Origin of the sequence: Exiguobacterium sp. BRG2, from assembly GCF_031844245.1 — a bacterium.
Lineage (GTDB): Bacteria > Bacillota > Bacilli > Exiguobacteriales > Exiguobacteriaceae > Exiguobacterium_A.
The window spans coordinates 262,443-280,157 of record NZ_JAUZUW010000004.1; the positions used below are offsets into that span (position 1 = coordinate 262,443).

19 protein-coding genes are annotated in these 17,715 nt (G+C 40.0%); 6 read left to right on the top strand and 13 right to left on the bottom strand.

From position 1 onward, the window contains the following. Positions 1-167: 167 nt before the first annotated feature. The 9 genes from Q9R23_RS07925 to groES form a co-directional block, all read right to left on the bottom strand. A complete protein-coding gene (locus tag Q9R23_RS07925) occupies positions 168-788 on the bottom strand; it encodes a LysE/ArgO family amino acid transporter (protein ID WP_311246781.1) in 621 nt (206 codons plus the stop codon). A gap of 191 nt (positions 789-979) precedes the next feature. Continuing rightward, the gene (locus Q9R23_RS07930; RefSeq protein WP_311246782.1) at positions 980-2,737 is read right to left on the bottom strand and encodes a DUF2326 domain-containing protein; all 1,758 of its coding nucleotides are present in this window, start codon (positions 2,735-2,737) and stop codon (positions 980-982) included. Beyond that, the gene (locus Q9R23_RS07935) at positions 2,713-2,958 is read right to left on the bottom strand and encodes a hypothetical protein (protein ID WP_311246783.1); all 246 of its coding nucleotides are present in this window, start codon (positions 2,956-2,958) and stop codon (positions 2,713-2,715) included. Before Q9R23_RS07935 ends, Q9R23_RS07930 begins: the two co-directional genes overlap by 25 nt. Then, positions 2,936-3,916, bottom strand: a complete 981-nt coding sequence (locus Q9R23_RS07940) for an SMEK domain-containing protein (RefSeq protein ID WP_311246784.1) — start codon at positions 3,914-3,916, stop codon at positions 2,936-2,938. Before Q9R23_RS07940 ends, Q9R23_RS07935 begins: the two co-directional genes overlap by 23 nt. Before the next feature lie 762 nt (positions 3,917-4,678). Beyond that, positions 4,679-5,230, bottom strand: a complete 552-nt coding sequence (locus Q9R23_RS07945; protein ID WP_311246785.1) for a hypothetical protein — start codon at positions 5,228-5,230, stop codon at positions 4,679-4,681. A gap of 5 nt (positions 5,231-5,235) precedes the next feature. Continuing rightward, positions 5,236-6,027 (bottom strand): hypothetical protein, encoded by a 792-nt coding sequence (locus Q9R23_RS07950; protein WP_311246786.1) that lies wholly within the window; start codon positions 6,025-6,027, stop codon positions 5,236-5,238. Continuing rightward, positions 6,027-6,656, bottom strand: a complete 630-nt coding sequence (locus tag Q9R23_RS07955; protein ID WP_311246787.1) for a nucleotide-binding protein — start codon at positions 6,654-6,656, stop codon at positions 6,027-6,029. Before Q9R23_RS07955 ends, Q9R23_RS07950 begins: the two co-directional genes overlap by 1 nt. Positions 6,657-7,244: 588 nt before the next feature. Then, complete coding sequence (groL, locus tag Q9R23_RS07960; protein ID WP_023469586.1) at positions 7,245-8,885, bottom strand: chaperonin GroEL; 1,641 nt, start codon at positions 8,883-8,885, stop codon at positions 7,245-7,247. 33 nt (positions 8,886-8,918) lie between these two features. Next, a complete protein-coding gene (groES, locus tag Q9R23_RS07965) occupies positions 8,919-9,203 on the bottom strand; it encodes a co-chaperone GroES (protein WP_023469587.1) in 285 nt (94 codons plus the stop codon). A 219-nt stretch (positions 9,204-9,422) separates the two neighbouring features. Here groES and Q9R23_RS07970 point away from each other — a divergent pair, with 219 nt between their 5' ends. Beyond that, positions 9,423-10,115, top strand: coding sequence for a CPBP family intramembrane glutamic endopeptidase (locus tag Q9R23_RS07970; RefSeq protein ID WP_058713945.1), 693 nt, complete (start codon positions 9,423-9,425; stop codon positions 10,113-10,115). 21 nt (positions 10,116-10,136) lie between these two features. Beyond that, a complete protein-coding gene (locus tag Q9R23_RS07975) occupies positions 10,137-10,370 on the top strand; it encodes a DUF4305 domain-containing protein (RefSeq protein ID WP_214852032.1) in 234 nt (77 codons plus the stop codon). Between the two features lie 41 nt (positions 10,371-10,411). On the opposite strand, the gene Q9R23_RS07980 is transcribed toward Q9R23_RS07975, so the two are convergent. The 4 genes from Q9R23_RS07980 to Q9R23_RS07995 form a co-directional block, all read right to left on the bottom strand. Next, complete coding sequence (locus Q9R23_RS07980) at positions 10,412-10,708, bottom strand: DUF2089 family protein (RefSeq protein ID WP_214852030.1); 297 nt, start codon at positions 10,706-10,708, stop codon at positions 10,412-10,414. A gap of 18 nt (positions 10,709-10,726) precedes the next feature. After that, a complete protein-coding gene (locus Q9R23_RS07985; protein WP_290756304.1) occupies positions 10,727-11,014 on the bottom strand; it encodes a hypothetical protein in 288 nt (95 codons plus the stop codon). A 181-nt stretch (positions 11,015-11,195) separates the two neighbouring features. Continuing rightward, positions 11,196-12,491 (bottom strand): cation:dicarboxylate symporter family transporter, encoded by a 1,296-nt coding sequence (locus tag Q9R23_RS07990; RefSeq protein WP_311246788.1) that lies wholly within the window; start codon positions 12,489-12,491, stop codon positions 11,196-11,198. Positions 12,492-12,671: 180 nt separating this feature from the next. Beyond that, positions 12,672-13,730, bottom strand: a complete 1,059-nt coding sequence (locus Q9R23_RS07995) for an NAD(P)/FAD-dependent oxidoreductase (RefSeq protein ID WP_023469593.1) — start codon at positions 13,728-13,730, stop codon at positions 12,672-12,674. 185 nt (positions 13,731-13,915) lie between these two features. Between Q9R23_RS07995 and Q9R23_RS08000 the strand changes: the two genes are divergently transcribed. From Q9R23_RS08000 to Q9R23_RS08015, 4 genes are all read left to right on the top strand, one after another. After that, on the top strand, positions 13,916-14,707 hold the full coding sequence (locus tag Q9R23_RS08000; RefSeq protein WP_214852023.1) for an ABC transporter ATP-binding protein: 792 nt from the start codon (positions 13,916-13,918) through the stop codon (positions 14,705-14,707). 3 nt (positions 14,708-14,710) lie between these two features. Then, positions 14,711-15,622: an iron-hydroxamate ABC transporter substrate-binding protein gene (locus Q9R23_RS08005; RefSeq protein WP_311246789.1), complete on the top strand. Its 912-nt coding sequence runs from the start codon at positions 14,711-14,713 to the stop codon at positions 15,620-15,622. 78 nt (positions 15,623-15,700) lie between these two features. Then, positions 15,701-16,702: a FecCD family ABC transporter permease gene (locus Q9R23_RS08010; RefSeq protein WP_311246790.1), complete on the top strand. Its 1,002-nt coding sequence runs from the start codon at positions 15,701-15,703 to the stop codon at positions 16,700-16,702. Continuing rightward, complete coding sequence (locus tag Q9R23_RS08015) at positions 16,702-17,706, top strand: FecCD family ABC transporter permease (RefSeq protein ID WP_214853170.1); 1,005 nt, start codon at positions 16,702-16,704, stop codon at positions 17,704-17,706. Before Q9R23_RS08010 ends, Q9R23_RS08015 begins: the two co-directional genes overlap by 1 nt. The last annotated feature ends 9 nt before the right edge of the window (positions 17,707-17,715 follow it).

Genomic DNA, 17,715 nt, shown 5'->3' on the forward strand with positions numbered 1-17,715 from the left:
AAAACATTTTTCGGCACGGACAGTAAATTAGTGTCCCCCGCTTATTTCTGTATTTTTTTATTTTCATTATTTTTCATATTCCTTTGCATATTTTGATTGGATAATAATAGCTTTAAAGCTCATAAAATTTCTTTAAAAACACTAAAAGAAATAATGGGCTTCACTTTTTAAATTTCTTCTAGTGCAAAAACAATCAATTGATACGAAAGCCAAAACATCAAACATCCTATTCCAAAATCTAATATTTTCCAAGCCTTTGGTTTTTTAAAGATAGGAATTAACCATCTCGCTCCGTATCCTAAGCCGAAAAACCAGACAAACGAGGCAATCAGCGCTCCGATCAAGAAATTAACTTTTTGATCAAATGTCAAAGTTCCAGCTATTCCACCTATCACGACGACTGTATCTAAATACACATGTGGATTTAAAAGTGTAATTGCTAATGTAACTAAAATTGTTTTATGAATGGGAATGATTTTAGCATCGATTGAAATATCGATTGCACTTGACGATGAAAACGCACTTCGAAAAGATTTGAATCCATATAAGAGTAGAAACAGTCCTCCGATAATCGCAAGAACAACATTTGCAAACGTATTATTCTTGATTACGGTACCGACCCCTAGTACACCTGTGCACATCAATAATACATCACATAAGAAACATACTATAACTACCCAGAAAATATTATTTTTTAACAAACCTTGTTTAAGGACGAACGCGTTTTGAGCACCGATTGCGACAATGAGCGTACCTGAGGTTACTATACCTTTTAATATTTCATTCACTTTTACGTCTCCTTTTTCATTATCTTTATCTCTAAACTGATGAGTGGCGCTTATGTAATTCTTCCAATTATTAAGTATACTATCGTAAATAAAAAGTACCGAACCCTATTTATTAGGATTCAGTACTTACAGATGACATGTCTCGCATAATTCCGCAAATAAAATATTAGAAAAAGTTTTTAAAATATATATTATTTTTCTTGGTAGTCTCGGTGTAAAAATTTTGTTTCTTTTGTAAAACTCGCCACTTTATGAGACTCAATATCCAAATTAATAATATTAAGTTTTTCTTCATTTTCGATTTTGTCTCTATTAAGAGTTATAATATACTGAAAATCCAAGTGTTTAGTTTCTCGGTCAGCAAGAAAATTTAAACTCTGAACAAGGGTATCCTGATCTACATCAAAAATGTTATCGTGAATCAAAAAACTAGGATGTCTTTTCCTCGTATATTCATTAAACAAAAGGGCCATATCATAAATAAACACTTTGGTTCGATCAACACTATGGCTTCCATCATCAAAAATTCTCATTTCAATTTCAATAATTTTTTTTGTAGTATTTTTATTTACAGTTTCGACTGTAAAAGAACACTCTTTATTCCCCATAATAAAATCGTGAACATTAAGTAGTGTAGATAAAAAACTATCAAGTAAGTTACTATTACTTTCTATCAAATCATCTAATTCTAAAATTTCATTTGATTTTTTTAGCATTAATGTTTTTTTATCTTTTATTGCGCTCTCATACTCATTATATAAAGCTTTAAGTTTTGCGAATTCAGTGTTTTTTTGGTCGTAAATTTTTAAACTAACTTTTAAGTTTTTTAACACTCCTTTTTGATCAAAAACCCTTAATTTTTCTGAGTACTTATCATCTAAGTTTCTGATTTCCTCAGTAATTTCATTTAACTCTTCTTGTAGTTCTAATGCTCTTTGGTTTACCAGCGTATTTTGAAACTCTCCAACCTTTGATTTAAATATAATAGCTTCTTCTAATGACCTTACTACTACTTCTCCGAGTCCCTTTTTAAATTGATTATATAGTATTTCTATTTCATTATTGTCAATTCTTTCAGGCTTAGGTAACGTTTTAATCTTATTGTACTCATATTTTATAGCTTTCTGCTTCTTCCTAAGCGTGTCTAACAAATCTTCCAACTGTATAAGATCTTTTTCAATTGTATTGAATGCTTCGTTACTTTTAAAACTTTCTATAGCCTCATTAATTTTAGATAGTTCGTCATCAAGTGAGTTTAATTCTGCTTTCACTTCACTAATTTTCTTTTGATTACCATCAGTTACTTCTTTCTTCGTATTTTTTGCAATTGTTTTTTTTTCTTCAATTTTTTTAACTGTTTCATTAGTTTTTTTATATACATCAAGGGAAATATCTAAAAAGTATAAATGCGGTGTAAGATCAATCAGAATTTTTTTCGAAACATCAAAACATTCTAATATATCTTTAAATTCTGATCTCTCATCTCTAATCAATGGTGATATAAGTGACCTAAACGAAGGGACTGGTTCTGATTTTAAATCAATAAAAGTTAAATCTTTTAGAAAAGCTTGAGCATCATCGAGATTTTCGAAATTTATTAATTTACTATTTTTCTTAATTGATGGCTTCTCTTGATTTTGTTTGTTTCTGATTAGAGTCAATTTTGTTTGTCCTATTTCAATATCCAGCATAAGATTAACAGAAGATCCTAATATATTGTCAGGTATTAAGCTTACACGGCTATCTTTATATTTTTTTAGCAAACAAAAATTTAAGAATTCAATTGATAGTGACTTTCCAACACCATTGGTTTTTCTTCCCCTTACTGTTTTAGAATCTGATTTCTCACCTAAAATGATATTTACTCCATCATGAAAAATTATAGGATTAAACACTTCTGGATCTGAATAAAGCTTATTTATTTTTATTCTATTAACTCTTCTATGCATATATATGGCTCCTCAAATTTAATAATCCCTAATGAGTATAAGAATGTGAGACCAAAAATTAATTGTCTGCTATTTTTAATTCCATTTTTACTTAATACTTCAGATATTTTATAAATAGATAACTTTTGATTTTTGCTTTTTTTAAGCTCTTTTAATATGAGGAATCCAATATAAATTGTTGAAGATTTAATATTTCCTTCACCAAGTACTAACTGGCTCATCTTTATAACCTCCATTAGGGAACACATTACATGCTATCGTTTGAGATATTAAGAAAAATTTGATGGCCATTTTATCATATTTTTTTCCTGTCCCGCTCAGTTTATCTTCAAAATAATTTGTTAAGTTTTCTAAGGCTAATTTAGGGTTACCTTTAGCTTCTTCTAAAAATCGATCACTAATATCTTTTAAATACATACCAATTACTAGTGTTTTTATATCGTCCAATCCAAGTGTCTCAAATGCCTGTTCGACTGCAGCACCATAAATAGTTACTAACCCTTTGTAAAGATCTTTTAAAAATTCTGCGTATTTTTCAAACCTTTTATTTATTTTATGCTCTGGGTCAGGCGAATTGCCTTTATTATCTCTTTTTATCCCCCTATTATTAGACAGATACTCGATTAGTTCGATAATAGTATCTATCTCTGTCGCTTGTTTTCTCATAGATTCATTTACTCTCGTACTTAACTCTTTTTCTAAAAATTCAGCTATGGCAGTTAAACTAGAAGTATCTTTGTCCTTTATGTATTGCAATATATCTTTGTTATCTAAAATGTCTTTTTCTCTGTTAAATGAAAAGAACTTTTTTGTTTCAAATTCCTTTCTGTACTTTTTTTTACGTGTAATAATTAAAATTAATAATCTATCATATTTATCGTATAGCTTCTTTTCTATAAATTTTTCTATCGTACTGTCAATTTTAGTACTTGAGTTATCTGAAGTAACTTGTATCGCTATCTTTTTTGTTATATCACCCAAATCAATAGCAGAAGCATTTTTTTCTATAGTATTTAAATTTATTAAATTGTATCCATAAACTAAATTCAAAAAATCCCTAAAAAAGTCTTCGGAAATTATATTAATATCATATAAGTTGACAGAATTTCTATATTCAATTTGATGAGATAGCGTTCCCAGTGAATCAGTAATTAACTTTAGGTATAATTCTTTATTCATGACTTCCCCTTATGTTCGTTTAATTTTTATATTCAGCATAGATTATAGAGTGAGGAAACTTTCTTAATTTTGAAATATCGGAAATAGTCTTTCCTTCATGAATCTTCAATTCTAGCTAGCCCAGGATACAATAATCTCTCATTCAAATTACCAAAAGCTGTCCAATATATTTAAACAGTACCACCTGAAATGGATCTCTTTTGCATTGAATATAGAAGTCATTTTATAGTTAGGACATTATACTAGTTTCTTTCTCCTTTAACTTTTACTAAAAATTCTTAGAATGTATTATTTCATTTTTAAAATTCTAAGTTCTTACTCCTCGTGTGATTATCCCCTATACTTTCTTCAAATCCTTGAATAAGCCGTTTTAATATTTTAAAAATGCCATTATTTAATTATTATATCCACATCGCACCATTCAACATTTATATCATAGATATATTTAAGCCTTATAATTTAAAACTATTTTTTGAGATGCTATGTCTATATTAGTTTATTACTTATTTAATTTTAAAAATAAGTACAAGCATCTAAAAAATTAAATTTTTTAGATGCTTGTACTTATTAAACATAAAAAAATTATTAAATACGATTTTTAATTATCAAAACTTTAGTTTCTCACCTAATAAAATTTATAAGTGATAAAATAACTTTCTCAAACTTATTATGACCCCAAAAAAACTATTTTTCCATCAAAATTCAAACAAAATTTGGATATTATTGTACTATTAAAACTCTTATTCTAACCTTAAAAAAATGTTAAATGTCATTTAAATAGGTTTTTAACGCATTGAAAAAGCTATCTCGAAAAGAATTACCACTCACTAATTCAAAGTTTAAATCAATTTGTCCAGCTAACAAATCTTCAACAAGTATATGTCTAATTTTTAATGCTCCCTCTCTGTTATGTCTTTCAAATTCTACTTTTGCATCACTAGAAAGGGGACGTACACTAATAATTATTCCATCAAAAATTCTTTCTCTGTCCATATCACCAATAAATGAATTTAATTCATAACGATCAAAAGAACTACTCTCAATTTTTATACAAAAAGCTGCATTAGTTTCTATTTTTATTGTGTCGCTGTAAAGCGTTCTATTTCCTCTTCTATGCTCGTTATCAACTTCTATTCTAATAGGTACTCTTCCATCAATTCCACCGTCTGAATTTCCTCGTCTCTTCGGTAAACCAGTAGCATACTTAGTAATGTCCCCTCCAAGTGCAATTACAATTTTGTTCCCTATCTCCTCTTTTTCAGCTGTAGTACATGTTAATAAAGACTCTGCTAATTCTCGATGTAATTTAGCCATCGTTTTCACCTCTGTTCAGGAAATAAATTGTGATAGATTTGCACATTGAAAATTAAAATATCTGAAATGTCTTTATAATTATCTAATTCCAAATCTATAAATTCTTCTACCCAAATTGGTAATTCAATTAAATACTTTTTTTCGCTATCTGATTCTAGTTTTTTATTTTCATAATGATCTACATAGTTTCTTTTTCTTTGAAAATCTGTTTTTTTATTGAGCATAGTATAGGCATAAAACAATATACATTTCTTTAAGGTACTAGACATATTAGAAGTACCGTGTAAAATTTTTAATTTTTTAAAGTCGTTTTTTCTGAGTATATTTGCTTTAAACATATACTCTTTTTTATTATGAATTCTTGGTATCTCTGAAACATAATTAAAATCAATAATTTTATCATAAATTTCATAACTATTATTGATATCTATTTGATTAGTATATTTAAATAAATTGCTCAAGCAAAAAATCATATGCCAATTCAATACTTTTATTTCTAAAAAACTTTCTTTAAATTTTTTAAACGTTATCGTTTCTTCAAAATTTTCTTGGTTTTTAAAAAATTGAGTTACAACTTGGTTATACTTTATTTGCTCAAATAATTCTTTGTCAAAATCTAAATTCAAATAAACATAAAATAATATTGCATTTTTAATTATCGTATCAAAACTAGAAGTACCATATCTTTTTTTAAGATCTTTTATTCTAAAATCATTTTTTAATTCTAAAGGTACGTATATATCGACTTTTTTATCAAAATTTAAATTATTTTTTAGACCTGATATTAGTTTTGACACTATATCACCCCAACTTCTTTTAATAAGTCTTCTATTTCATTATTAAAATCCTCGTCTTGTATATAGTATGGAGGTTCGGCTTCACAATATGATATAAAATTCTTACTTATAAAACTTTCGATTCCGTGTTCCTCTAATTTAGTAATAATGTTATGAATAGATTCAGTATCTTCTATCTTATTTGGAACCATCTTTAATGTTAAGTTAAAGCCTGTACCTTTAAACATACTTGTGATAAACAGACCGCCTATCTCTTTAGGAATTCTCTCTAGTCCATTATACTCGTCTACTATAGGCACAATCACTCTCCATCCATTAGTTGCACCATGATTTGCCAAATCTTTTATAATTTCTAAATAGTCATCAGTATCTGCAACTAAAAAATCAAACTGACTTGCTCCTGGAAAGTTTTTAGGTATAGACTCAAGCTCACTTGTTTCAATTTTATTAATCGTTTGTCTTGAGTCAAATTCTGGTGTATTACTTAAGGCAATTGTCATTTGCTCTCCTTGCGCTAAATCTAATGCCCAAACTTTTTTACTACTTTGAGCTAAATAAAGTGCAATATTTGTAGCTATAGTTGTTTTTCCAACTCCACCTTTAGGTGCATTTATTAAAATTTTTATCATATTAACCTCCATTTATAAAAATAGATTTAATTCCCAATTATTTTAAAAAAACTAAAAAAAGTTTTTTTTGTTTTTTTATTTCATAATAAAGATGGTTTTTTTAATGATTGAACTTAACTTACGATTTATATGATAATGCTTTATATCTTGATTCAATATTTGTATTGTAGTTTTCTTTAAATCTTATAATTACAAACATCTAAAGTCTCTTTTAACCTTTATCTAATAACTATTTCTATAAGATAGATTTATATCCCTTTACACTTAAATAAATATAAAATGCTATTCTCTTAGTTTAAAAAGTAACAGTTTAGTTATTTAGTACTTAAATGTTATTTTATCAAAAAATTAAGTATATTTAATTTACACTCATACTCAAGAGATTAAATTAATTTAATTAAGCGATATATTTATTTAATTTGTTAATAATATCTTGAAAACTATTTTCCTAAATATATATTTTCACTCCAAGATAATCTATTAATATATTCACTATCTATTTTTAATTATGATTTTTTATTTTTTACCCCCAAAATAAATGCGCTAACTTTGACTTATCAAAGTTAGCGCATTTTCAAGAGAAAATATTTACATCATTCCGCCCATTCCACCCATGCCGCCCATATCAGGCATTGCAGGAGCAGATCCAGCTGGTTCTGGTTTATCGGCGATGACAGCTTCCGTCGTCAAGAACATCGCTGAAACGGACGCCGCGTTTTGAAGTGCTGAACGCGTTACCTTCGCTGGGTCGACGATTCCTGTCTCGATCATGTCGACATACTCGTCTGTCGCCGCATTGTAGCCCATTCCTGGTGCTTCATGCTTGAGACGCTCGACGATGACTGAGCCTTCTTGACCTGCGTTTTCCGCAATTTGACGAAGTGGTGCTTCAAGTGCACGAAGAACGATGTTGACACCTGTTGCTTCATCGCCTGTTGAGACCGACAGAATCGATTCGACAGCTTTCGTGACGTGAATGAGAGCTGTTCCCCCACCTGCTACGATGCCTTCTTCGACTGCTGCGCGTGTCGCGTTGAGTGCATCTTCAATCCGGAGCTTACGTTCTTTGAGCTCAGTCTCGGTTGCTGCTCCGACTTTGACGACCGCTACGCCACCTGCGAGTTTCGCAAGACGCTCTTGTAATTTCTCGCGATCGAAGTCGCTTGTCGTCTCTTCGATTTGTGCACGGATCGTACCGACGCGTGCTTCGATCGAATCTCCGTGTCCATGTCCTTCGACGATCGTCGTGTTGTCTTTTGAGACGACGACCTTCGACGCACGACCGAGTTGCGTGATTTGTGTTTCTTTCAGATCAAGACCGAGGTCTTCTGTGATCAACTCTGCGCCTGTGACGATCGAGATGTCCTCAAGCATCGCTTTCCGGCGATCACCAAAGCCTGGTGCTTTGACTGCTACCGCGTTGAACGTACCACGGAGTTTATTGACGACGAGGGTCGCAAGTGCTTCGCCTTCGACGTCTTCTGCGATGATGAGGAGTGGTTTGTTTTGCTGAACGACTTGCTCGAGGACTGGAAGAATCTCTTGGATGTTCGAGATTTTTTTGTCCGTGACAAGGATGTACGGGTTTTCAAGGACCGCTTCCATCTTGTCTGAATCCGTGATCATGTATGGTGACGCGTAACCACGGTCGAACTGCATTCCTTCAACGACGTCGAGTTCTGTCGTGAAGCCACGTGATTCTTCGATCGTGATGACACCATCTTGACCGACACGTTCCATTGCTTCTGCGATCAATTGACCAACTTCTTCGTCCGCTGCTGAGATCGCTGCGACTTGGGCGATCGCTTCTTTACCTTCAATTGGTTTTGCAATCGTGTGCAACTCTTCGACAGCACGACGGACTGCTTTTTCGATTCCTTTACGGATGACCATCGGGTTTGCGCCCGCTGTGACGTTTTTGAGACCTTCCCGAATCATCGCTTGTGCGAGGACTGTCGCTGTTGTCGTACCATCCCCTGCGATTTCATTCGTTTTTGAGGCAACTTCTGCGACGAGTTTTGCACCCATGTTCTCGAAGTGATCTTCGAGTTCGATTTCTTTCGCGATCGTCACGCCATCATTCGTGATGAGTGGTGAACCGAACTTTCGCTCGAGGACGACGTTGCGTCCTTTTGGTCCGATCGTGACTTTGACTGCATCCGCTAATGCGTCGACCCCGCGGAGCATTGCCCGACGTGCTTCTTCACTGAATAAAATGTCTTTTGCCATGACTGAAATCCCCCTTATAGATGATTGACTGAATTACTCGGCTACTGCCAAAATATCGCTTTCGCGTAAAATTAAGTATTCATTGCCGTCGACTTTGACTTCCGAACCGGCATATTGTGCATAGATGACGTGATCTCCGACACTCACTTCAAGTGGTACACGTACGCCTTGCTCTGTCACACGGCCAGTACCGACAGCGACGACTTTACCCTCTTGTGGTTTTTCTTTCGCTGACCCAGGAAGAACGATTCCTCCGAGTGTTGTTTCTTCTTTTTTAACGACTTCGATCACGATGCGATCACCAAGTGGTTTTAACATGCGAAACATCCTCCTTGAAAATGATTGTTTTTAGCACTCACTTTCGTTGAGTGCTAACATATTTTTATCTTATACGCTTTCTCTCCTGAATTCAAGCCTGAACCTTTATCCGTTTTCCCGAAATCGACACCTTTGAATCATCGTCAATCGTGCGCCAAGACCGTTTGTTTGTTACAATCGGGACAGTACCTTCATTACAAAGGAGTTGTGTCCTGTACGATGAAAAATCCAATCAGTCTGCCTTTTCTGATGGCGGAGAAGTGGCAAAAGCGTCACGTCATCCCGATCATCATCTATCTGATCGTCCAATTGGTTCCGGGTTCGTTCCAGTATTTCCTTCCGAAGAACGTCATTGCTGACGTCGCCGGTTGGTGGCTCGCGATCGGCTTCACGGTCGCCGTCATCGTCTCCTACTACTGTCTGCGTCCTGATTGGCAGAAATGGAAGGCAGAAGGACGTCAAACCGATCCGATGGATACACTAAAATGGATCGGAATCGGGATTGCGCTTTTGTATGCACTCTTGATCAGCGTCAATTTGATCGATGCCTGGATGGCAGGCGGGATCGAAAATGTCGCGAAATCGCAAAATACGGATCAAATCATTCAAGCGATTCAAGTCATCCCACTCCTGCAAGTCATGGTCGTCTTGCTTGGACCGATCATGGAAGAGTTCTTGTTCCGGCACATCATGTTCGGCAATCTCTCATCGAAGCTCGGTTTCTTCTTTAGCTTCATCCTGACGGGTGGCTTATTCGCCCTGATCCACCAAGACAACAAATTTTTGATCTATGTCGCGATGAGTTTCGTCTTCTCACTCGTCTTCGTCAAGACGCGCCGGATTCTTGCTCCGATCGCCATTCATGTCTTTAACAACGGAATCGTCGTACTTGCCATCTACGCGATGTCTTAATTTACGAAAGGTCGTGTTTTCATGCGTCAAAGCTCGAACTTCATGGCATTGTTCTATGCCATCTTTGGTGTTCTTTTCATGTTTCTTGCCTACAACAACTCAGTCGAGGCAGGAACGGTCTTCAACTTCTGGACGATCCTCCTGACCTTGTTCGCCGCAATCGACTTCTATCGTCTTTACTTGATCTTCCGCTTCCGCTCAGCAGCAAAGAAGATGATCAAGAAGGAACAGGATAAAAAGAACGATAAACAATAAAAAAACGAGATTTCCGTCAGGCGGGAATCTCGTTTTTTGGCTTATTCTTTCGCTTGACCCTTGCGGTAAGAATCGATGATCGTTTTCGCCACATCAAGACTCAACCGTTCATCTAAGACCAAGTTCTTGATCATATTGATGAATTCGACATCTTCCTGTTGCACCGAATCAATCCGCTCAATCAACTGGTTCAACTTCGCCCGGACAGTCGGATAGGATACTTGATAGGCAGCTGCCATATCCTTCAACGAACCGGAGCTCAAGACGAACTTCCGGATGAACTCGAGATGTTCCTGTTCGAGTGCCAGTACCCAAGCGGGCACGTCTTGTCGTTCCATCGTATTCCCTCACTTCTCTTACAAATCTTGAATCTCCATTCGATCTTTTTCACGCTTCAGTTGCTTACGGCGCGAGTCGACACCCATCTCAGCCATTGAGATCATCATAGACAATCCAACACATGTACCGATTCGGATCAATGACTCACGATCCGACGTGTGTGGTCCTGTTCCGAAATACCAGTAAATTCCGAGACCAATGATGATCGCTGGAATGATGAAACTAAAGACTCTTCTGCGCCGCGCTAAGTAAAATTGTACGATACAGACTGTGACAATACCAATGACGATTCCTACCGTTTCCATCCTATCGCCTCTCCCCTGTGATTATATAAATAATATTAACTATAAAATAAATAATATTCAATATAATTTTAACTATAATCAAAAATAAAAGGTTTTCTTTAAAAACAATCGAATTTAATCTATTTTCTTGGACGAAAAAAAGAAGGACTGACGATTCAGTCCTTCCCCATACTTACGACAATCACGCACTGCGGATGTCGTCTTTCTTATTTTCTGTCGACATGAACGTCTCGAGTTGGTCTTCGTCAAGGACACCTTCCCACTTCGCGATGACGAGTGAAGCGAGCGTGTTTCCTGTGACGTTGACGACCGAGCGCATCATATCCATGATTCGGTCAATCCCCGCGATGAAGGCAAGTCCTTCTGCCGGGATACCGACTGTACCGAGTGTTGCGAGCAACACGACGAAGGAGACGCCAGGAACGGCAGCCATCCCTTTTGATGTCAGCATCAAGACGAAGACAAGCGTCAGCTGTGTTCCGATCGAGAGATCAATCCCGTACATTTGTGCGATGAACAAGGCTGCGAGCGCTTGATACAGCGCAGATCCATCAAGGTTAAACGAATAACCCGTCGGTACGACGAAGCTGACGATTGATTTCGGCACGCCCATCTTCTCGAGTTTTTCCATAATCCGTGGAAGAACCGTTTCTGAAGAGGCTGTCGAATACGTCAAGAGCAATTCATCCTTGAAGACGCGGACGAAGTCTGAGACCCGAACACCAACCCACTTCATGATGCCGCCGAAGACGATCACCATGAAGAGAAGCGCTGTGACGTATAACGTCGCAATCAGTTTAAACAATGAACCGAGCGATTCAATCCCGAACGTCGAGACCGTGACACCGATCAAGGCGAAGACACCGATCGGCGCGAATTTCATGACGATGTTAACGAGATTGAACATCGCTGCTGCGACGCCTTCAAAGAAACGAACGACCGGTTGGCCCTTCTCTCCTGCAAAACCGACACCGAGTCCGAATAAGACCGAGAAGAAAATGATGGCAAGCATATCACCGCGGACCATCGCGTCCAAGATGTTCGTCGGGACGATGTTGACGATTTTGTCGACGAGTCCTGCATCTTGTGTCGTCTCTTCCGTTTCGACATACGTCGAGATGTCCGTTTTATCAAGTGTCGACATGTTAATACCAGCACCCGGTTCAACGAGATTGGCTGCGAACAGCCCCGTGAAAATCGCGATCATCGTTACGATCGTGAAGTAACCGAGTGTCTTGACGCCGAGACGTCCGAGACTTTTCGGACTACCGACCGATGAGACACCGAGAACGATCGTCGTAAAGACGATCGGAACGACGATCATTTTCATCATCCGGATAAAGATGTCACCGATTGGCTTAAGCCACTCCGCGACATGGGGATTCCCATAAAATACACCACCGACTGTGATCCCGAGAATCAAGCCGATTAAAATTTGCCAGGCAAGGCCAATTGGCTTACGTTTCGTAGTTGTCATACCCTTCCTCCTTATTACATCCGTCTTACTTGTATCCTACATGTAGTGGAACATAAGTAGAATTTTGTCCTAAATACAGTACGTTGTCAAATCGTTCTGTTATAGCACAAAAATGAAATTCATACAAAAAAACGTCCAAAATCCGCTTGTTTCCAAGCATTTTGGACGTTTAAACATTATTCAAGATTGTTGATTGACGCGTTCCTCAATCAACGCACGATTGCGTTTTTTAAAGACTTCGTTATGTGACGAGACCATCGCCACTTTTGGCGCTTCCGGCTCAATGAAGCGTTTTGCCCGGTTGACGGCATTCGCCGCATCTTGAAAGGCACCTGAGATCAAATGGACCTTCCCGTCGTGTGAAAGAATATCTCCGGCAGCATATAGTCCCGGTACACTCGACTCGCTCGCCGCGTTCCCCGCGATATAGAAGTCATCGACCCGTGCGATATCGAGATCACAGGCGTCAAGCAGTGCCGCGTCCTGCTCGTAGCCGTGATTGATGATGACTTCATCAATTGGAATCTCAACGATTTCCTCTGTTTGACAGTCGATCAATTCGACCGATGCGATCCGTTGATGATCAGGACTTGCGATCAGCTTGTGAATCGTCGTATTAAGGAGACAGACAGCAGAACTTTTGACGAGCTGGTCGACTTGCGCCTCGTGCCCCGAGAAACAATCCCGGCGATACGTGACGTAGACTTTTTTTGCGACCGGTTCGAGCTCGTTCGCCCAGTCGATCGCCGAGTTTCCACCACCTGAGACGATGACGGTCTTTCCTTTAAAGCGTTCAATCGATTTGACCGTATAGTTCAAGTTCGACACTTCAAAGCGTTCTGCACCTTCGACTTTTAATTTTTGTGGATTGAGGATGCCGCCGCCTACCGCGACGATGACCGTCTTCGAATAATGGATCCGACCCGATTCTGCTTCTAAGACGAAGTTGCCGAAGACGTCTTTTGCGATCGAGATGATCTTTTCATTCAATTGAACGGTCGGTTGAAATGTCAGTCCTTGTTCGACGAGTTGAGCCATGAGTTTTTCACCAGTGATCGGTGGCTGTCCGCCGACGTCCCAGATCATCTTTTCCGGATAGACGTGCAATTTTCCTCCGAGTTCTGCTTGATACTCGATCAATTTCGTCTTCATACCTCGAAGACCACTATAGAACGTCGAATATAACCCTGCTGGTCCTCCACCGATGATCGTTACGTCGAACAACTCCTGTTCCCTCATCTCACTCACTCCTCATCCTTGATTGTTATTGATTATCATTCTCACTCTCTCATGATAACGTGAACATCTCTTGAACACAAGAAAAAATGTTGACAGCGTTTTTATGAGACTGGTATGGTTAATGAGACGATAGTGATAATCATTATCATTGAAAAATGGAGAGAACAACGAAGGAGTCGTCGCGTATGGTACGTCTAGCAACAGAAGAAATCAATATCGGCTACGGTGATCGTCCCATCGTCAAAGATTTGTCCGTCCAAATTCCCGATCGTCAAATCACAACGATCATTGGGGCGAACGGATGCGGCAAATCAACTTTGCTGAAAGCGATGACACGGATCATTCCCCATCAATCGGGACGTGCGTTGCTCGATGGTCTCGATATCGCCAAGGAAAGCACGAAGCTGCTTGCCCGGAAAATGGCTATTCTGCCACAAACTCCAGAGAGCGCAAGTGGTCTGACGGTCGCAGAGCTCGTCTCATACGGTCGTTTCCCGTACCAAAAAGGATTCGGACGCTTGACGAAACACGATTATGAGATCATCGATTGGGCACTCGAAGCAACGGACACGATGGCGTTCAAACATCGTCCAGTCGATGCGCTGTCCGGTGGTCAACGTCAACGGGTCTGGATTGCGATGGCACTCGCTCAAGAGACAGATATCATCTTTCTCGATGAACCGACGACTTATCTTGATCTCGCCCACCAACTCGAGGTGCTCGAACTGCTCGAATATCTCAACCGGACCGAAGGACGGACGATCGTCATGGTCCTGCATGACTTGAATCAAGCGGCACGCTTCGCCGACTATATTATCGCCATGAAAAACGGCGAAGTCGTCAAAGCCGGAACGTGTGAGGAAGTCATCGCAAAAGATGTCTTACAAGAAGTATTCCATATCGATGCTGAAATCGGACGCGATCCGCGGACGAACAAGCCGATGTGTATCACCTACAACTTAATCAAGGGAGATTAAATCATGAAGAAACTACTTGTACCGGTTCTACTCATTCTCACGCTCGTCATCGCAGCGTGTGGCAATACAGAGAAAAAAGACGACGCAGCATCTAGTTCGAAAAACGAAACGATCACATATAAATCAGAAAATGGAAACATTAAAGTTCCAGCTCATCCAAAACGAGTCGTCGTCCTCGCTGGTTTTGCCGGCAACGTCATGGCACTCGGCGTTCCTGTCGTTGGTGTTGATTCGTGGTCAAAAGCGAATCCGAAGTTCGATAAACTAAAAGATGTCACGGAAGTTTCGGAAGAGAACGTTGAAAAAATCATCGAACTCGATCCTGACTTGATCATCGGCTACTCGACAACGAAAAACCTCGACAAAATCAAAAAAATCGCTCCGACGGTCACGTACACATACGGAAAAGTCGACTACTTGACGCAACATATCGAAATCGGTAAATTGCTCAACAAAGAACAGGAAGCACGCGATTGGGTCAAAGACTTCAAAACACGTGCCGCTGCTGCCGGTAAAGACATCAAAGCAAAAATCGGTGAAGATGCTACTGTTTCTGTCATCGAAAGTTTCGATAAACAACTCTACGTCTTCGGCAACAACTGGGGTCGTGGAACAGAGATTCTCTATCAAGAAATGAAATTAAAAATGCCGGATAAAGTCACGAAGATGGCATTAAAAGATGGTTACTATGCGTTGTCACCAGAAGTCCTCCCTGAATATGCAGGCGACTACCTCGTCTTCAGCAAGAGCGCAGAAGCGGACAACTCATTCACGAAAACGGATACGTTTAAAAACATTCCAGCCGTCAAAAACGATCATGTCTTCGAAGTCGATTCGAAGGAATTTTACTTCAATGATCCTCTCACACTCGAACGTCAACTCGAGTTCTTCAAGAAAAGTTTCCTTGGTGCATAATAAATAAGGGAGGGAACCTGCGGGATCCCTTCCTTTTTTTGCGGCTCACTCCCTGAATCAGAAATGGAGGCGACATTCATGTCAGCTGGTCGAATTCCGTTCGGCATAAAAATCACACTCGGTCTTGTCCTCTTTTTCGGGATGTTCTGGATCGCGATGACGTTCGGCGCTGCCGATACGACGATCCGCGAAGTCTGGAACGCCTTGACGTTCGGACCGTTGAATGAAAAAGCAAAAATTGTCCAGGAAATCCGCCTGCCACGGGAATTAGCAGCAATCCTCGTCGGAGCGGCACTCGGTGTCTCTGGTGCCATCATGCAGGCGATGACACGCAATCCCCTCGCCGATCCTGGTCTACTTGGTCTGACGGCGGGTGCGAACGCAGCACTTGCACTCGTCATCGTCCTGTTTCCGAAAATTGAGTACTTCGGTATCATGATTGCGTGTTTCGTCGGTGCAGCACTTGGGGCAGCACTTGTCTTTGGAATCGGTGCTTCGAAAAAAGGTGGTTTTTCGCCACTCCGGATTGTCCTTGCCGGTTCCGCGATCTCAGCCTTTCTGTATGCGATTGCGGAAGGCATCGGCATCTACTTCAAGATCGCTCAAGATGTCTCACAATGGACGTCCGGTGGACTCGTCGGGTCGACATGGGGACAACTGCAAGTCATCACTCCGGTCATCGCGATCGGGATTGTGATTGCCTTCATCTTCTCCCGACAATTGACGATTCTCAGTCTATCGGAAGAAGTCGCGCTCGGACTCGGGCAAAACATCCAGCGGATCAAAGCAGTACTTTATGTTGTCGTCATTCTGCTTGCAGGTGCTGCTGTTGCACTCGTCGGTAACATGGCGTTCATCGGGCTGATGATTCCACATATCGTCCGCGCGATCGTCGGAACGGACTATCGGTTCATTCTGCCGATGACCGCGATCTTTGGTGCGACGTTCATGTTACTTGCCGATACGATCGGTCGGACACTATACGCACCGTATGAGACGCCGGTCATCGCGATCGTCTCAATGCTCGGGCTACCATTCTTCCTCTTGATCGTTCGGAAAGGAGGGTGTGCTTTCTCATGATGGAATCTCGTTTACGTCGCCGCCAGCAACTGACGTTTTGGACGTTACTGGCACTATTGATCGCAACACTCGTCGTCAGCATCGGTCTCGGACCTGCTTCCCTATCCTATGATCGTTTGTTGCCGACGTTACTTGGAAACGGCTCATTCAAAGAGGAGTTCGTCCTCTATTCGCTCCGCTTACCACGACTGCTCATCACCGTCATGGCAGGAATGGCACTCGCTTTATCCGGTTCGATCCTCCAAGGGATCACGCGCAATGAACTCGCTGATCCTGGTATCATCGGCATCAATACCGGAGCTGGTGTCGCCGTCGCCTTGTTTTTCCTGTATTTCCCGGTCGATGTCGGATCGTTCATTTACTTGTTACCGATTGCCGCCTTCCTCGGTGCGCTCGTGACCGCGACGGCGATTTATCTATTCTCATACGACCGTGTGCAAGGACTGCAACCGATTCGCTTGATTTTGACTGGTGTTGGCTTCTCGATGGCGCTCTCCGGAATCATGGTCATCCTGATTTCGTCGACGCGTCGTGAAAAGGTCGACTTCATCGCTAAGTGGCTCGCTGGTAACATCTGGGGGACGGACTGGATCTTCGTCTACTCACTCTTACCGTGGTTACTCGTCTTGATTCCGCTGACGTTCTATAAGGCGAATAAACTCAATCTCCTTGCCTTGAATGAACCGGTCGCAATCGGTGTTGGCATCGCGCTTGAAAAAGAACGGATCCAACTCTTGTTGACAGCCGTCGCACTCGCCGCTGCTGCCGTCTCCGTCACGGGTGGGATTTCCTTCATCGGTCTGATGGCGCCACATATCGCCCGCGCGCTCGTTGGACCACGGCATCAGTTCTTCTTGCCGATTGCCCTCTTGCTCGGCGGATGGTTGCTTGCGTTCGCTGATACGATCGGACGCAACATTGCGGGACCGGACGGCGTGCCAGCTGGGATCGTCGTCGCCTTGATCGGAGCACCTTATTTTATCTATCTCTTGTTGAAGAAATAATCAAAAATC